Annotated in this window: 12 protein-coding genes; 3 read left to right on the top strand and 9 right to left on the bottom strand. The window is 72.3% G+C overall.

The window, feature by feature from the left end; all coding sequences use genetic code 11:
* Positions 1-37: 37 nt before the first annotated feature.
* Positions 38-2,179, top strand: coding sequence for a 3-hydroxyacyl-CoA dehydrogenase NAD-binding domain-containing protein (locus RIN46_RS03500; RefSeq protein WP_309079957.1), 2,142 nt, complete (start codon positions 38-40; stop codon positions 2,177-2,179).
* A 33-nt stretch (positions 2,180-2,212) separates the two neighbouring features.
* A complete protein-coding gene (locus RIN46_RS03495) occupies positions 2,213-2,725 on the top strand; it encodes a Rieske (2Fe-2S) protein (RefSeq protein ID WP_309079958.1) in 513 nt (170 codons plus the stop codon).
* Positions 2,726-2,776: 51 nt separating this feature from the next.
* Here the strand turns inward: RIN46_RS03495 and RIN46_RS03490 are convergent, their stop codons facing one another.
* The 4 genes from RIN46_RS03490 to RIN46_RS03475 form a co-directional block, all read right to left on the bottom strand.
* Positions 2,777-4,306: an ABC transporter ATP-binding protein gene (locus RIN46_RS03490; protein ID WP_309079959.1), complete on the bottom strand. Its 1,530-nt coding sequence runs from the start codon at positions 4,304-4,306 to the stop codon at positions 2,777-2,779.
* Complete coding sequence (locus RIN46_RS03485; protein ID WP_309079960.1) at positions 4,303-5,055, bottom strand: energy-coupling factor transporter transmembrane component T; 753 nt, start codon at positions 5,053-5,055, stop codon at positions 4,303-4,305. Before RIN46_RS03485 ends, RIN46_RS03490 begins: the two co-directional genes overlap by 4 nt.
* 7 nt (positions 5,056-5,062) lie before the next feature.
* A complete protein-coding gene (locus tag RIN46_RS03480) occupies positions 5,063-5,938 on the bottom strand; it encodes an ECF transporter S component (protein ID WP_309079961.1) in 876 nt (291 codons plus the stop codon).
* Between the two features lie 114 nt (positions 5,939-6,052).
* The gene (locus tag RIN46_RS03475; RefSeq protein ID WP_309079962.1) at positions 6,053-7,153 is read right to left on the bottom strand and encodes a nucleoside hydrolase; all 1,101 of its coding nucleotides are present in this window, start codon (positions 7,151-7,153) and stop codon (positions 6,053-6,055) included.
* 173 nt (positions 7,154-7,326) lie between these two features.
* Here RIN46_RS03475 and argG point away from each other — a divergent pair, with 173 nt between their 5' ends.
* Positions 7,327-8,754, top strand: coding sequence for an argininosuccinate synthase (gene argG / locus RIN46_RS03470; protein ID WP_309079963.1), 1,428 nt, complete (start codon positions 7,327-7,329; stop codon positions 8,752-8,754).
* Positions 8,755-8,915: 161 nt separating this feature from the next.
* On the opposite strand, the gene RIN46_RS03465 is transcribed toward argG, so the two are convergent.
* The 5 genes from RIN46_RS03465 to acnA all read right to left on the bottom strand — a co-directional run bounded on the left by RIN46_RS03465 (position 8,916) and on the right by acnA (position 16,612).
* On the bottom strand, positions 8,916-9,479 hold the full coding sequence (locus tag RIN46_RS03465) for a hypothetical protein (RefSeq protein WP_309079964.1): 564 nt from the start codon (positions 9,477-9,479) through the stop codon (positions 8,916-8,918).
* Positions 9,480-9,552: 73 nt separating this feature from the next.
* Positions 9,553-10,215, bottom strand: coding sequence for a DUF402 domain-containing protein (locus RIN46_RS03460; protein WP_309079965.1), 663 nt, complete (start codon positions 10,213-10,215; stop codon positions 9,553-9,555).
* On the bottom strand, positions 10,212-12,197 hold the full coding sequence (gene dxs, locus RIN46_RS03455) for a 1-deoxy-D-xylulose-5-phosphate synthase (RefSeq protein WP_309079966.1): 1,986 nt from the start codon (positions 12,195-12,197) through the stop codon (positions 10,212-10,214). Before dxs ends, RIN46_RS03460 begins: the two co-directional genes overlap by 4 nt.
* Before the next feature lie 91 nt (positions 12,198-12,288).
* Complete coding sequence (locus RIN46_RS03450) at positions 12,289-13,776, bottom strand: MFS transporter (RefSeq protein WP_309079967.1); 1,488 nt, start codon at positions 13,774-13,776, stop codon at positions 12,289-12,291.
* Positions 13,777-13,906: 130 nt separating this feature from the next.
* Positions 13,907-16,612: an aconitate hydratase AcnA gene (acnA, locus tag RIN46_RS03445; RefSeq protein ID WP_309079968.1), complete on the bottom strand. Its 2,706-nt coding sequence runs from the start codon at positions 16,610-16,612 to the stop codon at positions 13,907-13,909.
* Positions 16,613-16,856: the final 244 nt, after the last annotated feature.

Here is a 16,856-nt window from a genome sequence, read left to right as displayed (position 1 = left end):
CAGACCCGCAGTGACCCCCGAAAGGATGCGCCGCCCCATGTCAGATGTCTCCGCCCCGGAACGCTTCGACCGCTTCAACGGCCTCGCCGGCGAGGTCGCCGATGAGATCGTCACCCATGCCAGAGTGGAGGACCGCAGGCTCTCCGGCGACCGGATCCTGGCGCTCGTCACCCTGGACAACGGCCTGGACGCCCGGCGTCCCACCACGCTGGGGCCGAACTCGCTGATCGGCCTCGGCCGGGTCCTCCTCGACCAGCAGCGGCGCGCCCGGGACGGCGAGATCCACGCACTGGCCGTCACCGGCAAGCCTGGCTTCTTCGTGGCCGGCGCCGACCTGTCCTTCGTCTCCTCGCTGCGCGAGTCGGCGAACGCCGGGCAGATGGCCGAGCTCGGGCACGACGTCTACGGGCTGCTCGCGGATCTGGGCGTGCCGACCTTCGCCTTCGTCAACGGCGTCGCCCTCGGCGGCGGCCTGGAGGTCGCCCTCGCGTGCACGTACCGGACCGTCGCCGCCGAGGCGAAGGGCATCGGCCTGCCGGAGGCCTTCATCGGGCTCATCCCCGGCTGGGGCGGGGTCTACCGGCTGCCGCGCCTGATCGGCCCGGAGGTCGCACTCCAGGTGATGCTCGAGAACCCGCTGAACAACAACCGCTCGCTCACCGGACGTCGCGCCCACGAGCTCGGCATCGCCGACCACCTCGTCGCCGACGGCGACTTCGTGGCCGAGTCCGTCGCCTGGGCCGAGAGCGTGCTCGACGGCGCCGCCGTCGAACGCCCGCACGCCACGGACCCCTCCACGCCCGACGGGCGCGGACGGTGGGACGCGGCCCTGCGGAAGGCCGCTGCGTTCGTGGAGGCCAAGATCTCCAACGCAGCGCCCGCCCCCCTGAAGGTCCTCGAGGTCATGGAGGCCGGCCGCGACCTGGCGCAGCCGGAGGCGGCGCGGCTGGAGGTCGACGCGCTGGTCGGACTGATGCGCACCCACGAGTTCCACAACACCGTATACGCCTTCCTGGAGCTGGTGCAGAAGCGCGCGAAGCGCCCCGCCGGCGCCCCGGATCCCGGGCTGGCCCGCCCGGTCGGCCGGATTGGCGTCGTCGGAGCAGGGCTCATGGCCGGCCAGTTCGCACTGCTCTTCGCCCAGGCCCTGCGCGTGCCCGTGACGATCACCGACCTCGACCAGGGCCGCGTGGACCGCGGCCTCGCCCACATCTCCGGCGAGCTCGACAAGCAGGTCGCCAGGGGGCGTCTGGGGGCCGAGGACGCCGAGGACGTCCGGGCGCTCATCACGGGCACCACGGACAAGGCCGACTTCGCCGACGCGGACCTGGTCATCGAGGCCGTGTTCGAGGAGCTCGCCGTCAAGAAGCAGGTCTTCGCCGAGGTCGAGGCGGTCGTCTCGGCCGACTGCATCCTCGCCACCAACACCTCCTCGCTGTCGGTGACCGAGATGGCCGCGGACCTGCAGCACCCCGGGCGCGTGGTGGGCTTCCACTTCTTCAACCCGGTCGCCGTCATGCCCCTCGTGGAGATCGTCCGGGCGCCGGAGACGGACGAGGCCGTCGTCGCCACGGCCTTCGCGCTCGCGAGGAACCTCGGCAAGACGGCGGTCCTGGTCCGCGACGCCGCCGCGTTCGTGGTCAACCGCGTCCTGCTGCGGCTCATGGGCGAGGTCCAGAACGCCTTCGACGAGGGCACCCCCGCCGACATCGCCGACAACGCCCTGCGCCCCCTGGGGCTGCCGATGACCCCGTTCACGCTGCTGGCGATGGTCGGCATGCCGGTGGCCCAGCACGTCATGGAGTCCCTGCACGCCGCCTTCGGCGACCGCTTCCGCGTCTCGTCGAACCTGCAGCGGCTCATCGACCACGGCGTCTCCACGATCTGGGTCCAGAACGACGACGGCAGCCGCGCCATCCCGGAGGAGACCATGGGACTGCTCGAGCTCGGCGACGAGCCGTCCACCTCGGAGCAGGTCCTCCGGCGGACGCAGGACGCGCTGGCCGAGGAGATCGGGCTCATCCTCACCGAGGGCGTCGTCGACAGCCCCGAGGACGTGGACCTGTGCATGATCCTCGGCGCCGGCTGGCCCATGCACCTCGGCGGCATCACACCGTACCTGGACCAGGTCGGCGCCTCCGAGCGCGTGAACGGTCGGAAGTTCCACCCCGCGCGCTGAGGCACGGGGCGGGTTGCTTCCTATGATGGAGGCATGACCCATCCCGACGCCGCACCGACCCCCGCCGCCGAGGCGACCCCTCCGCCCGCCCCGGGCGCGCCGGTCCCGACGCGTCGGGGCTTCCTCCAGCGCACCGCCCTCGGCGGCACGGCGGTCGCCGGGACCGTCGCGCTCGGGGCCTGCTCCCCCGCAGCCCCGCCGCAGGCGTCCGCGCCGTCGACGCCGCAGCCGGGCGCGGAGGGCACCACAGGCCATGTGGTCGCCGCCGCCTCCGAGCTGCCGCGCGGCTCCAAGCTCGGCGTGGAGATCGAGGGGCGCAACTACCTGCTGTTCCGGCCGAGCGAGACCTCGGTTCTGGCCTACCGAGCGCTGTGCACGCACGCGGGGTGCCAGGTGCAGGTCGGCGACGAGCACGACTTCCACTGCCCGTGCCACAACTCGGAGTTCGCGCCCGAGGATGGGACGCCCACCGCCGGGCCGGCCGACGCGCCGCTGGAGCGCTTCGCCGCGGAGATCGACGGCGAGGACGTCATCGTCCACGTCTGAGCTCCACCCCCGGGCCGCACCCGACGCCGCGGACACGTCGAGCCCGGACGGCTAGGCCGCGGCGGCGTCGTGCGGATCGCGGCCGCCAGGGCCGGGGAGGCGGATCACCCGGTCGGCAGCCGCCGCGGCGAAGTCCTCGTCATGGGTGCTGAACAGCACCGCCCCGCCCGTGCCGGCACGCTGCGCCAGGACTCCGCGCAGCAGATCGAGCCCGGCATCGTCCAGGGCCACCGTGGGCTCGTCGCAGAGCAGCACGTCCGGGTCCTTGACCAGGACCGTGGCCAGTGCGACGAGACGGCGGACCGATCCGGGCAGCTCGTACGGATGCTCCGCTGCGACATCGGAGAGACCGAGCCCGTCCAGCACGTGCGAGACGGCCCGCGGGGCGTCGACCCCGAACCCGACCTCGCGGCGCACCGTCCGCTCGAAGAGCTGGTCCCCGCTGTCCTGCAGCAGCAGCCCGATCCGCCCAGTCCGCCGGACGGTCCCGGCCAGGGGTTCCAGCAGGCCGGCCGCGGTCTTGAGCAGCGTGGTCTTCCCGACGCCGTTGGGGCCCAGGAGCGCGACCGTCTCCCCCGCGTGGAGAGTCAGGTCCACGCCGGTCAGCACCGGCTGACCGGTGCGGCGCGGGCGGCGGAGGACTCGCCGGGCGCGCCCGGGGTCGCCGTAGCCGAGGCTCGCCCCGGAGAGCGCCAGCAGCCCTCGCGCCGACCCACCGGTCGAGGGCCGGTGGGACGCGGACGCACCGGTCGCTGCCGACGGCACCACTCCCCCGGCCGCCGGCGGACAGGGCTCCGCGGCGCGAGCGGGAGACGAGCGCGCGAGTCCGCCGCCTGCGAGGATGCGGACGTCGTCGGCACGGACGGTCATCTCGTCCTCGCGGCGCGTCAGATGCACCACGGAGCGCCCGCGGGCGCACCGGTCCGCGGCCCACGCGACCACCCGGCCACGAGCCTCGGCGTCGAGCCCCGCCAGCGGCTCGTCCAGCACCAGCACAGCGGGATCGACGACCGCCAGCGCCGCCAGCGCGACGAGCCGCTCCTGGCCGCCCGAGAGCCGCTCGACATCCCGGTCGAGGAGACCTTCCAGCCCGAGGTCGACCGCCACGGCCCGGACCCGCTCGCGCATCCGCGGCCTCGGCACGCCCTGGTTCTCGAGCGCGAACGCGATCTCCTCGGCGACGGTCTCCCGCGCCCCGGAGAGGAAGTGCCGCGCCTCCTGCGGGAGCAGGCCGACACGGCCTGCCCAACCCGCCGGATCGATCCGGACCCGGTGCCCGGGTGCGAAGGCGACCCGCCGCCCGCACAGCTCGAGGACGGCCTCCAGGACGTCGTCGTCCGGGTCGTCATCGGCACCAGCGACAGGTGCGCCTCCCGGCGACGGGGGCGGCAGCATTCCGGCGAGCACCCGGGCCAGCGTCGTCTTGCCGGAGCCCGAGGCGCCCACGATCGCTGTCAGCGTGCCCGGCGCCACCACGAGACGGATACCGCGCAGGGTCTCGCCCGCGTGGCCGCCGAACCGGAAGGAGTCGATCCGCGCGTCCAGCAGCGCCGCCGTCGCGCGTTCCGCGCCGGCGCTCATCCGGCACCGCCGATCAGGATCAGGGCGGGCACGACGACGGCGCCGACGGCCGCCGCGCGGCGGACGAGGCGCTGGAGCCGGGAGTCCGGCACGTCCCGCAGGCGTGTCCGGCGGTCCGCGGTGGAGGGGAAGCCGCGCGCCGCCAGGTGCGGGGCGCGCTCGGCGGCGTCCTGGACAGAGGACAGCACGAGCGGCACGGCCTGGAGCCGGACCGCCCGCCAGGCCCGCCGGAGCGGGCCGGCCCGGCGGGCCTCCGGGGCGGCGTCCAGGAGACGGAGCGCCTGGGCGTCGGCGATCGCGCGCCGGCGACGCTGGAGCCTCGGCACCAGGGCGAGCGTCGCGGCGAGCAGGTAGCCGGCCTGCGGCGGGACCGGCGCGAGGTCGATGGCCGCGACCAGCCGGTGGCGGTCGACGGCCACGGCCACGGTCGCGCCGACCACCACGAGGACGGCGAGTCGGAGCCCGAGCTGCGCCGCGACGGTCAATCCCTCAGAGGTGAGCCGGAGCCAGCCGGCCTCGAGGAGGACATGGGTTCCGGCCCGGTCGAACAGGGCGTGGATCATCAGCTGCGAGCACCAGACCGGCACGAGGATCGCGGTCGAGGCCGCCGCGACGGCCGCGAGCCGTCCCCTGGTCGCTGCGACGCCCAGGCAGACGAGGACCACGGAGAGGCTGACGGGCCAGGCGGCCAGCGCCGTCGTGCTGGTGACGACGAGCGCGGCGACCGCGAGGACCGTGAACGGGTGCACCGGCGCGCTAGTCCTGCGCCTGCCGGCGCCGGCCGAGGACGCGGTAGCGGCGAACGAACGCGAAGGTGCGGGTCAGGCGTCCGGGCAGGGCGTACACCAGGAGCGCGGCGATGAGGAAGACGACGGCCTTGTCCCCGGGGTCGGAGATCAGGGCCTGCTTGGTGACCGCGGAGAGCAGCGAGTCCCCCATGGCACCGAAGGCGCTCACCAGCGCGCCGGTGCCCACGCCCGACGTTCCGCCGAAGACGAAGGCGGCCACGGGGGCGGCCACGAGCCCGCCGATGACGCCGGCCACGAGACCGGCGAGCGGCGCCAGGACGATCCTCCGGACGGCCCCGAGGCGCGCGGCCGTTCCCGCGAGCAGGCCGATGAGGCCCGCGCCAGCGGCGAAGGGCAGGACGGTCGGGTTGAACAGGGCCCAGACGAGGGTGCCGAGCACGCCGGTGGCGGCCCCGGCCCGGCGGCCCGCGAGGAACCCGACGAGGACCGTGCCGATCGAGTCGAGGTAGAGCGGCACCATGACCGAGCCGACGAATTGGCCGAGGACGATGTTCAGCGCCAGCGCGACCGGGATGAGGGTGAGCGTCCCTACCGGCAGCTCCGGTAGGACCGCGGCGAGCAGGAGCAGCGCGGCGGCCAGGTACCCGGCGAACGCGGCCAGTGCGACGCCCTGTCCCAGCCCCTCCGCGATGCCCGCGGGCTGGGTGAGGACCAGCGCGAGGTAGGTGACGGCGAGGATCGCAAAGCCGGCCGTCGCCAGGAGGCGGCGTCCGGGGCCGGAGTGGCCGGGACGGTCCTCCAGGGTCAGGCCGCCGGCCGTGGCGTCGGTGCCGGACTCGGGTCCGGGGGCGGGTTCGGGCGCAGCGGGCTGGGGTACGGACATAGGGGTGCTCCTGGATCGCGGAATCGCGGGCGGTGTGCGTGGGGACGCCCGGCGGGCGTCGGCACGGCCCCCTATGTCACCTCGGAAGCCGAGAGTGTATTTTACACCGCGCCCCTAGGGTGCCGTCCGGAGCCGCCGGGCGTGGGCGCCGAGCCGCTCGACGAGCTCGGCGAAACCCGCCTCGGGGTCGTTCCAGTCGACGACGCGCGCGTTCGCCGGCCGGCCCCAGAGCCCCCGGTAGTCGGCGACCGTCGTCCCGACCAGCAGCGGCGACTCGGTCTCGACGTCGACGACGGCGGGACGGGCCCGGTGGGCCAGGGTCCCGACGGCGACGCCCGCCGCGAAGTAGTCGTGGACGTGGGCGATGTAGCCCTGGTCGTAGCGGCGGTGGAACTCGAAGTAGAAGCGCAGCGCGTCGGAGAGGTAGCGGACCAGCGGGTCCGAGGCCCGGCTGCGGAGACCCTCCGGATCCTCGGGGCGCACCCGCTCGGGCGCCTCGCAGCCGGCGGCGGCCGCGAGGCGGGTCACGACCTCCGGGGGCATCTCGTAGCGCTCGGTGGCCTCGAGGGAGCAGACGACGGGCAGCCGGCCCGCGTCCAGCCCGGCCGCGGCCGCCGCCCCGTACGCCGCATAGACCTCGTGCGCGGCGTGCGGGTCCACGTGGGTGTTCCACTCGGCCGTCGGCGTCGTGTTGCCCTGGTAGTTGAAGCTGCCGCCCATCACCACGACGCCCTTGAGCAGCCACGGCAGTCGCGGCTCGCGGCGCAAGGCGAGGGCGAAGTTGGTCAGCGGCGCCGTGAGCAGGGCGGTCAGCTCGCCGGGCGCGGCGCGGGCCGCCTCGATCCAGAAGTCGACCGCGTCGTCGTCCGCCGTCCCGGCCGCCTCGCGCCCGGACGGGGACGGCGCCGGGAGCTCCGCGTAACCAACGCCCTGGGGGCCGTGGGTCTCGGGGGTCGTGACGAGCGGGATCCGCAGCGGCTGCCGGGCGCCGATCAGGACCGGGACCTCGGGGCGGCCGCAGAGGTCGAGCAGCGCCCGGTTGTTGGCGGCGACCTGCTCCACGCCGACGTTGCCGGGGGTGCTGGTGACGGCGACGAGCTCGACGTGGTCGCACGCGGCGAGGTAGGCCAGCGCCAGGGCGTCGTCGATCCCGGTGTCGTTGTCGAGGAGGAGGCGGACCGTGGGGTCGGGTGCGCCGGATCGGCCGGTTTCCATGCGGGCCTCCTAGGGGTCGTGCGGTGGATGTGCAATCGGCGGTCGCGCTCGCGGCGGCCCGCCCGCGAGCCTACCGCGGGCCGCCCGGGGGCACGCCGCCACCCATGTGCATAGTCATTCATAGTCATGCATAACAATTGGAAATCTGGCGCGGAGGGCCTAGCATTCTAGGTATGTCGAAAGTACTCACCTCCCTCCCCGTCGGCGAACGCGTCGGCATCGCCTTCTCGGGCGGCCTGGACACCTCCGTCGCCGTCGCCTGGATGCGCGACAAGGGCGCCGTCCCCTACACCTACACCGGCGACCTCGGCCAGTACGACGAGTCGAACATCGACTCCATCCCGGGGCGCGCCCTCGAGTACGGGGCCGAGAAGTCGCGGCTCGTCGACTGCAGGCCGCTCCTCGTCGAGGAGGGACTCGCCGCGCTGGCCTGCGGTGCCTTCCACATCCGCTCCGGCGGCAAGACGTACTTCAACACCACGCCGCTCGGGCGCGCCGTCACTGGCACCCTGCTGGTCCAGGCCATGCGCAACGACGGTGTGGACGTCTGGGGCGACGGCTCCACCTACAAGGGCAACGACATCGAGCGGTTCTACCGCTACGGGCTGATGGCGAACCCGAACCTGCGCATCTACAAGCCGTGGCTGGACCCGCAGTTCGTCCACGAGCTCGGCGGCCGCCAGGAGATGAGCGAGTGGATGACCGCCCACGGCTTCCCCTACCGGGACTCCGCCGAGAAGGCCTATTCGACCGACGCGAACATCTGGGGCGCGACCCACGAGGCGAAGACGCTCGAGTTCCTCGACACCCCGCTGGAGACCGTCGAGCCCATCATGGGCGTGAAGTTCTGGGACGCCTCGGTCGAGGTCGAGACCGAAGACGTAACCATCGCGTTCGAGGCCGGCCGCCCGGTCTCCATCAACGGCCAGGAGTTCTCCGACGCCGTCGCACTGGTCATGGAGGCGAACACGGTCGGCGGTCGTCACGGCCTCGGCATGAGCGACCAGATCGAGAACCGCATCATCGAGGCGAAGTCGCGCGGCATCTACGAGGCGCCGGGCATGGCTCTGCTGCACATCGCCTACGAGCGCCTGCTGAACGCGATCCACAACGAGGACACCGTCGCGACCTACCACGAGCAGGGCCGCCGCCTGGGCCGCCTGATGTACGAGGGCCGCTGGCTGGATCCGCAGTCGCTCATGCTGCGCGAGTCGATCCAGCGCTGGGTCGGGTCGGCCGTCACGGGATCCGTGACGCTGCGTCTGCGCCGCGGCGACGACTACACGATCCTCGACACCACCGGACCGGCGCTGAGCTACCACCCGGAGAAGCTGTCGATGGAGCGCGTCGGCGACGCGGCCTTCGGCCCGCTGGACCGCATCGGCCAGCTCACCATGCGCAACCTGGACATCGCCGACTCCCGCACCCGGCTGGAGCAGTACACGGGGTCGGGCCTGCTCGGCGGCGCCACCGGAGAGCTGATCGGCGACATGGAGGCCGGCGGCGCCGAGGCCATCACGGGCGGCACGGAGGTCACCGAGGACGACCGCGCGGCCGACGAAGCCCTCGAGCGGGCCTCGTTCGACACCGGAACGGACTAGCCCGACGCCGGTTCCGGCAGGCCGGAGCCGGACGGAGCATGAGGAAGCGCGCCCCGCGCGGCTGCTGTGCAGCCGCGCGGGGCGCGCTTCGTTCTTTGGTCCACCGCCGGTCCCGGGAGTCCGGCAACAGACTCGGTTTCCGGCCGGGGCCGGAGCGATGCCTAGTCCAGGCTGAATGGCTTCGGCGGCAGCGGATGCTTCTGCTTGAGCTTCTCCGGCTCGCCGTACGGGGCCGCGGCGATGCGGAGCTTGGAGAAGTCGAGGTTGTGGTCGCGCACCGCGGTCTTGATGGCCGACACGGCGGACTTGGCGTCCGGCGTGAGGATCTTGATGTTCAGCTTGCCGGGTGCGAACTCGGCCGACTCCACCGTGCCCAGTCCGCGCCAGGCCAGGTGGGGCGTGAGGACCTGGACGGCGGTGTCCCGCAGCCGCTGCCCGTAGCCGCCCTCCGACTTGGCCGGGTACTGGGCGACCACCCAGAACTGCTCCTCGGGCGCCAGCTCGGCGAAGCCGTCTTCGCGGCACTGCAGCTCGAAGCCCGCGAGCAGCGACTCGCCGGTCTCCTCGTCGACGTCCTGCACGTCCTGGGTGGTCGACTGGTGCCCCACGGCTCCGTGGTTGATGACGAACTGCCCCAGGCCGCCGTCGGCGTAGGTCTCGTACCATGCCTCGCGGAACTCGAGCGATCCGTCGTCTCGACGGCGGTAGGTGCGGATGATGGCCATGCTTCTCCTCCAGTCCGGGCGGTTTGCCCGTGGATCGGTACTCCTCGAAAACTCCGGTGCGCCGGCGGCCCGCTCAGCCCCCGGACGACGACGCGAGCCGCCGACCGTCCTCGAGCCAGGCCCGAGCGGCGCGGCTCGCCCCCGACCCGGGCTCGACGTCGAAGACCCCGCGGCGGCCCTCGACGGCGGCCATCAGCTCGGCGGCGGCCGCGCTCATCCGCGCCACCAGCCCGTCCGGGTACCCGTACGCGGCGCGGTGCTCGGCGAACTCGTCCTCGTCGTCGAGGTAGACGCCGCGGGTACTCGAGCGGACCACGTCCAGATCCATGTCCACCGAGTGGACCTCCCAGCCGGTGGGTCGCAGCGGGCGCCAGCCGATCCCGGTCGAGACGTCGATGTAGATGCGGAAGTCGCCCGGGTGGGCGGCGTCGTAGAAGGTCGCCACCCAGTCCGCGGTCCGGACCGTTGCGTCCGGACCGCTCGGCCCCTGGTGCGGGACGAGGCAGACCGCGTCGGACGCCGCGTAGAAGCCGGCACCGGGCCGGGCGACGAACGCCCCGGCGGGCTGGAAGATCCAGTGGCCGGCCGCATCGGCGCCCAGGTAGGTGCCGGGCACCACCCAGTGCGGTCCGCCGTCGTACTTCCAGGCCCGGGCGACCACCAGCTCGCCCGGGATGGCGCCCGCCGGCTCGGACCGCAGCGGACCGGCGTCCACGCCCACGGCCGCGGGACTCACAGCCGGGGGATCTGGCCGGTGGGCAGGTCCTGCCCGGGCAGCGGCCGCGCGAAGGGCACCTGCGTCCCGAGCACCTGGGCGACGGTGCTCTGCGCGATGTTCGCCGCCGTCAGGCCCACGCGCTCGAGGATCTGGGAGCGCGAGCCATGGGCGAGGAACTCCACCGGCAGGCCGACCTCGTTCAGCGCCGTGTCCACGCCGGCCGCGCGCATCTCCTGCCGGATCCGCGCGCCCACTCCCCCGGCCCGGACCCCGTCCTCGATCGAGACGACCAGGCGGTGGCGGGCGGCCAGTCCCACGATGGACCGGGGCACGGGCAGGACCCAGCGGGGATCGACGACGGTGGCCGTGATCCCCTGGGCCGCGAGCCGGGAGGCGACCTCGAGACCGGTGCCGGCCATCGAGCCGACCGCGACGATCAGCACGTCGCGGGCGTCGGCGTCGTGTTCCCTGCTCTCGCCGGATCGGGCCAGGACGTCCACGCCGTCCTCGAGCCGCTCGACGGCCTCGATCGCGCGGCCCACGGTGCCCTTGCTGAAGCGCAGGACGGTCGGGGCGTCGTCCACGGCGACGGCCTCCCGCAGCTGCTCGCGCAGGCGGTCGGCGTCGCGCGGCGCAGCGATGTGGATGCCGGGCACCGACTGCAGGATCGACAGGTCCCACATGCCGTGATGGCTGGGGCCGTCCGGGCCGGTCACGCCGGCCCGGTCCAGGACCACTGTGACGCCCGCCTTGTGCAGGGCGACGTCCATGAGCAGCTGGTCGTACGCCCGGTTCAGGAACGTCGCGTAGAGGGCGACCACGGGATGCAGGCCCCCGTACGCCAGACCGGCCGCCGAGGTCATGGCGTGCTGCTCGGCGATGCCGACGTCGATGACGCGACCGGGGTGCCGGTCGGCCATGGTCTTCAGGCCCACGGGGATCATCATGGCGCCGGTGATGCCCACGATGTCGTCGCGCTCGTCGGCGATCGAGGCGATCTCCTCGCCGAAGACGGAGGTCCACGACTGGGCCGAGCCCGACTCCACCGGCTCGCCCGTCACGGGGTCAATGACGCCGACGGCGTGGAACTGGTCGTCCTCGTGCGCCCGCGCGGGCGCGTAGCCGCGGCCCTTCTCGGTCAGGGCGTGGACGAGGACGGGGCCCTCGTAGGCGCGCGCCTGCTGGAGGGCCTCGTCCACGCTGGCCTGGTTGTGCCCGTCGATGGGGCCGATGTACTTCAACCCGAGGTCCTCGAAGAGGCCCTGCGGGGCCCACCAGTCCTTGATGCCCTTCTTGGCCGCGTGCAGCGACTTGTAGGTCAGGCGCCCCATCGCGCCGCCGCCCTGCAGGCGCTCCTTGACCTTGTCCAGCGTGACCTCGTAGGCCTGCGAGGTCCGGACCTTGTCCAAGGTCATCTGCCGGAGACCGGCCAGCTGGTTCGCGAGCCCGCCGATGGTCGGCGCGTAGGACCGCCCGTTGTCGTTCACGACGATCACCACGCGGCGGTCCTTGTCCGCGGCGATGTTGTTCAGCGCCTCCCAGGCCATGCCGCCGGTGAGCGCGCCGTCGCCGACGACTGCGACGACGTAGCGGTCGGGCTCCCCCTTGAGGACGCGCGCGCGGGAGATGCCGTCGGCCCACGACAGCGAGCTGGAGGCGTGCGAGGATTCGACGATGTCGTGGACCGACTCGCCCCGGTCCGGGTAGCCGGCGATGCCGTGCTCCTGGCGCAGCGTGTCGAAGTCCTGCCGGCCCGTGACGAGCTTGTGCACGTAGGACTGGTGGCCGGTGTCGAAGACGATGGAGTCGCGCGGCGAGTCGAACGCGCGGTGGATCCCGAGGGTGAGCTCGACGACGCCGAGGTTGGGCCCCAGGTGCCCGCCGGTGCGGGCGACGTTGGCGACCAGGAAGGTCCGGATCTCCGCGGCGAGCTCCTGCAGTTGGACCAGGCTCAGGGCGCGCAGGTCGCGCGGCTCGCGAATGGTCTCAAGCAGTCCCACGGAGGCGGTCCTTTCGATGCGGCTGAAGGTCAGTCAATCCTACCGCCCGGGCCGCCCCGGCTCGGCACCGGGCCCGGCGTCCGTCCGCGGGTCAGGCCGTGGGCCGGCTGGGCACGGCGCGCGCGTAGACCTCGGACAGCAGACGGTAGGAGCGAGTGCCCAGCGCCGTCGCGGCGAGGATGATCGACGCCACGCCGGAGACCAGGAAGACGAGGGCGATGCCGCGGGCGTCGCCCTCGCCGAGCAGCCACCCCCACGCCTGCTGTCCCTCGCCGGAAGCCACGTAGGGGATGATCCAGAACTCGGCCAACGGCGCGATGAGGAAGGCCGTGATGGGAGCCGCCGCGGCCTCGAACGTCATGGCGAAGCCGAAGACGCGCCCCTGCGTCTCGTAGGGCACGATTCTCTGGATGACCGTCTGCTCGGCCGCCTCGATGGCGGGGATGAGCATCATGAAGAGCCAGATCCCGGCCGCGAACAGCCACCACCACTCGCGGAGCGTGAAGGTCGCACCGAGGACGCCCGTGCAGGCGACCAGGAGCAGCAGCGTCCGGATCGGGTTGCGCCCCAGGCCGAACCTCGCCACGGCGGCGCCGCCGATCAGGAAGCCCGTGGCGGTCACCCCCAGGACGATCCCCCAGACCTCGACCGGGAAGAGGGTCAGGCCGTACGGGTCCATGAGGGCCATGAAGACGCCGCCGGTGAGGTTGTTGAACGTCGTGAAGAGGATGAGGGCGAACAGCCCCTGCGAGGCCTTGACGGCGGCGATGCCCGCCCGTACCTCGGTGAACGTGTTCCGGTCCGCCGAGCGGACGATGCGCGGCTCGGGGATGCGGAGGAAGAGCAGGTGGATCAGGACGACGGCGCAGGCGGCGAGGGCGATGGCCAGGGTACCGGCCATGCCGAGCATGCCGATCGACAGGCCGGAGAAGACAGAGGTGACGAGGAAAGCGAGGCCCTGCACGGAGCCGACCAGGCCGTTGGCGTTGGCTCGGCGCTCGGGCTCGACGAGCAGGGTCACCGTCGTCGACAGGGCGATGTTGCGTAGCTGCTCGACGACCGCCCCCACCAGGACGACGGCGGCGAAGGTCCAGAACCAGGGGCCGTCCAGCCGCAGCAGCTCGTGCTCCGGCAGCACGGCGAACATCGCGGCCGCCAGCGCGAAGAAGGCGAGTGTGAAGACCGTCGACCCGATCATCACGGCTCGCTTGCGGTACCGGTCGACCAGGACGCCGAACGCCAGGCCGAAGAATGCGACGAGGAGCATGTAGGCGCCGCCGATCAGACCGGTCGCCAGGACCGAGCGCGTCTCCAGGTAGACCCAGAAGGTCAGGGCGAACCAGAGGAAGCTGGTGATGACGTTGGCCAGCGCCGTGTTGACCAGGACATGGAGGAAGGTGCGGCGTCCGGTCCCCGCCGGGACCGTGGGCTCCGCGACCGCCCCGCCGTCGTCCGTGCCGCCCTCGAGCGGCACGGCCGCGGCTGCCGGGGCGGGTCGGAGCGGTGGCGTCGCCCCGGGGGCCGTCTGCGGCGCGGTGGGCGGCGCCCCCTCGGCGGGCGACGGCTCTTCGTGCGACATGGCAACAGCGTAGGACCGCCGCGGCGGGACCGGTAGGCCCCGGGCCTGGCCGGGGCGGCGTCGGCCCGGAACGCCGCTGGGGCGGCCACCGGCGAACCGGCGACCGCCCCAGCGGAGGGTGCTACAGCGATCAGTTCGCGGAGATCTGACGCAGCACGTACTGCAGGATGCCGCCGTTGCGGTAGTAGTCCGCCTCGCCGGGGGTGTCGATGCGGACGTCCGCGTCGAACTCGACCGTGGAACCGTCCGCCTTGGAGGCGGTCACCTTCACGGTCTTCGGCGTCTGGCCCTCGTTCAGCTCGGTGATGCCGGCGATGTCGAAGGACTCGGTGCCGTCCAGGCCGAGCGAGTCCGCGGACTCACCGGTCGGGAACTGCAGCGGCAGAACGCCCATGCCGATGAGGTTGGAGCGGTGGATGCGCTCGAACGACTCGGTGATGACGGCCTTGACGCCCAGCAGCGCCGTGCCCTTGGCGGCCCAGTCGCGCGAGGAGCCGGAGCCGTACTCCTTGCCGCCGAGCACGACCAGCGGGGTGCCCGCGGTGCGGTAGTTCTGGGCCGCGTCGTAGACGTACGCCTGCGGGGCGCCCTCCTGGGTGAAGTCGCGGGTGAAACCACCCTCCACGCCGTCGAGCAGCTGGTTCTTGATGCGGATGTTGGCGAACGTGCCGCGGATCATCACCTCGTGGTTGCCGCGGCGGGAGCCGTAGGAGTTGAAGTCCTTGCGGTCCACGCCGTTGGCCAGCAGGTACTGGCCGGCCGGGGTGTCCGACTTGAAGGAACCCGCCGGGGAGATGTGGTCGGTGGTGACCGAGTCGCCCAGCTTCAGCAGGACGCGGGCGCCCTGGATGTCCTCGACCGGCTCCGGCTGCGCCTGCATGCCCTCGAAGTACGGGGGCTTGCGGACGTAGGTGGACTCATCGGCCCACTCGAACGTAGCGCCGGTGGGCGTCTCCAGGCTCTTCCAGCGGTCGTCTCCGTCGAAGACTCCCTCGTAGCCCTTCGCGAACATCTCCTTGTCGATCGACTTGGCGATGACGTCCTCGACCTCGGTCGGGGACGGCCAGATGTCGCGCAGGAAGACGTCGTTGCCGTCGGCGTCCTGGCCCAGGGCGTCGGACTCGAAGTCGAAGTCCATGGTGCCGGCCAGTGCGTAGGCGATGACCAGCGGCGGGGACGCCAGGTAGTTCATCTTCACGTCGGGGTTGATGCGCCCCTCGAAGTTGCGGTTGCCCGAGAGGACCGCGGTGGCGGCGAGGTCGTTGGCCTGGATGGCCTCGGAGATCTCGGCCTCGAGCGGTCCGGAGTTGCCGATGCACGTGGCGCAGCCGTAGCCGACGATGTAGAAGCCCAGCTTCTCCAGGTACGGCGTGAGGCCGGACTTCTCGTAGTAGTCCGTGACGACCTTCGAGCCCGGGGCGACGGAGGTCTTGACCCACGGCTTCGACGTCAGGCCCTTCTCGGCGGCGTTGCGGGCCAGCAGCGCGGCGGCCAGCATCACGGACGGGTTGGACGTGTTGGTGCACGAGGTGATCGAGGCGATCGAGACGAGGCCGTGGTCGAGCGTGAACGCGCGGCCGTCCTCCATCTCCACGTCGACGGCCTTCGAGGGACGGCCGATGCCCAGCTCGTCCGCCTCGCCGGCGGCGTAGTTGTGGATGTCCTTGCGGAACTGCTCCTTGGCGTCCGTCAGCTGGATGCGGTCCTGCGGGCGCTTCGGGCCGGAGATCGACGGCACGACCGTGGACAGGTCCAGCTCGAGGAACTCGGAGAAGCGCAGCTCGCGCGACGGGTCGTGCCAGAGGCCCTGCTCCTTGGCGTACGCCTCGACGAGGGCGACGTTCTCCTCGGACCGGCCGGTGAGGCGCAGGTAGTCGAGGGTGACGTCGTCGATCGGGAACATGGCGGCCGTGGAGCCGAACTCCGGGCTCATGTTGCCGATGGTGGCGCGGTTGGCCAGCGGAACCTCGGCCACACCCTCTCCGTAGAACTCCACGAACTTGCCGACGACGCCGTGCTTGCGCAGCATCTCGGTGATCGTCAGCACGACGTCCGTGGCGGTGGCGCCGGCCGGGATGGAGCCGGAGAGCTTGAAGCCGACCACGCGCGGGATCAGCATGGAGACCGGCTGGCCGAGCATCGCGGCCTCGGCCTCGATGCCGCCGACGCCCCAGCCGAGCACGCCCAGACCGTTGACCATGGTGGTGTGCGAGTCGGTGCCGACGCAGGTGTCCGGGTAGGCCCGCAGCACGCCGTCGACCTCACGGGTCATGACGGTGCGCGCCAGATACTCGATGTTGACCTGGTGGACGATGCCGGTGCCCGGGGGGACCACCTTGAAGTCGTCGAACGCGGTCTGGCCCCAGCGCAGGAACTGGTAGCGCTCGCCGTTGCGCTCGTACTCGATCTCCATGTTGCGCTCGAGTGCGCCGGCGTTGCCGAACGCGTCGATCTGCACGGAGTGGTCGATGACCATCTCGGCCGGAGCCAGCGGGTTCACGCGCTTCGGGTCGCCGCCGAGCTCCTGGACGGCCTCGCGCATCGTGGCGAGGTCGACGATGCACGGCACGCCGGTGAAGTCCTGCATGATGACGCGCGCAGGGGTGAACTGGATCTCGGTGGAGGGCTGGGCGTCCTTGTCCCATCCGGCCAGGGCGCGGACGTGGTCCGCGGTGATGTTGGCACCGTCCTCGGTGCGCAGGAGGTTCTCCAACAGAACCTTCAGGCTGTACGGAAGGCTCTCGGCACCCTCGACGGCGTTCAGCCGGAAAATTTCATATTCTTTGCCTTCGACGTCCAAGACGCCCTTGGCACCAAAGCTGTCCACATTGCTCATTGGGACTCCTCTCGCCAGATTTTCATCTTTGTTGCACGCTTGACCCGACGCCAGTTAGGCGTGCCTAACCGGCACAGATGGTAGTTCGCGGCAGAGCTGCGGCCATCCTATCCGCTCGGTCAGGCGAAACCCACGGCGAGCGGGGCTCCCCGGCGCACCGCCCGTCCGGCGGCCCGCCCGGTGCGCCGGACGGACGGTCGGCGGGTGGCCGGGCGTCACGCACGCGTCACACGGTGGTGCCGCA

It is taken from the genome of Zhihengliuella sp., from assembly GCF_031178195.1.
Taxonomy (GTDB): domain Bacteria; phylum Actinomycetota; class Actinomycetes; order Actinomycetales; family Micrococcaceae; genus Zhihengliuella.
This window is presented reverse-complemented; position numbering and strand designations above follow the sequence as displayed.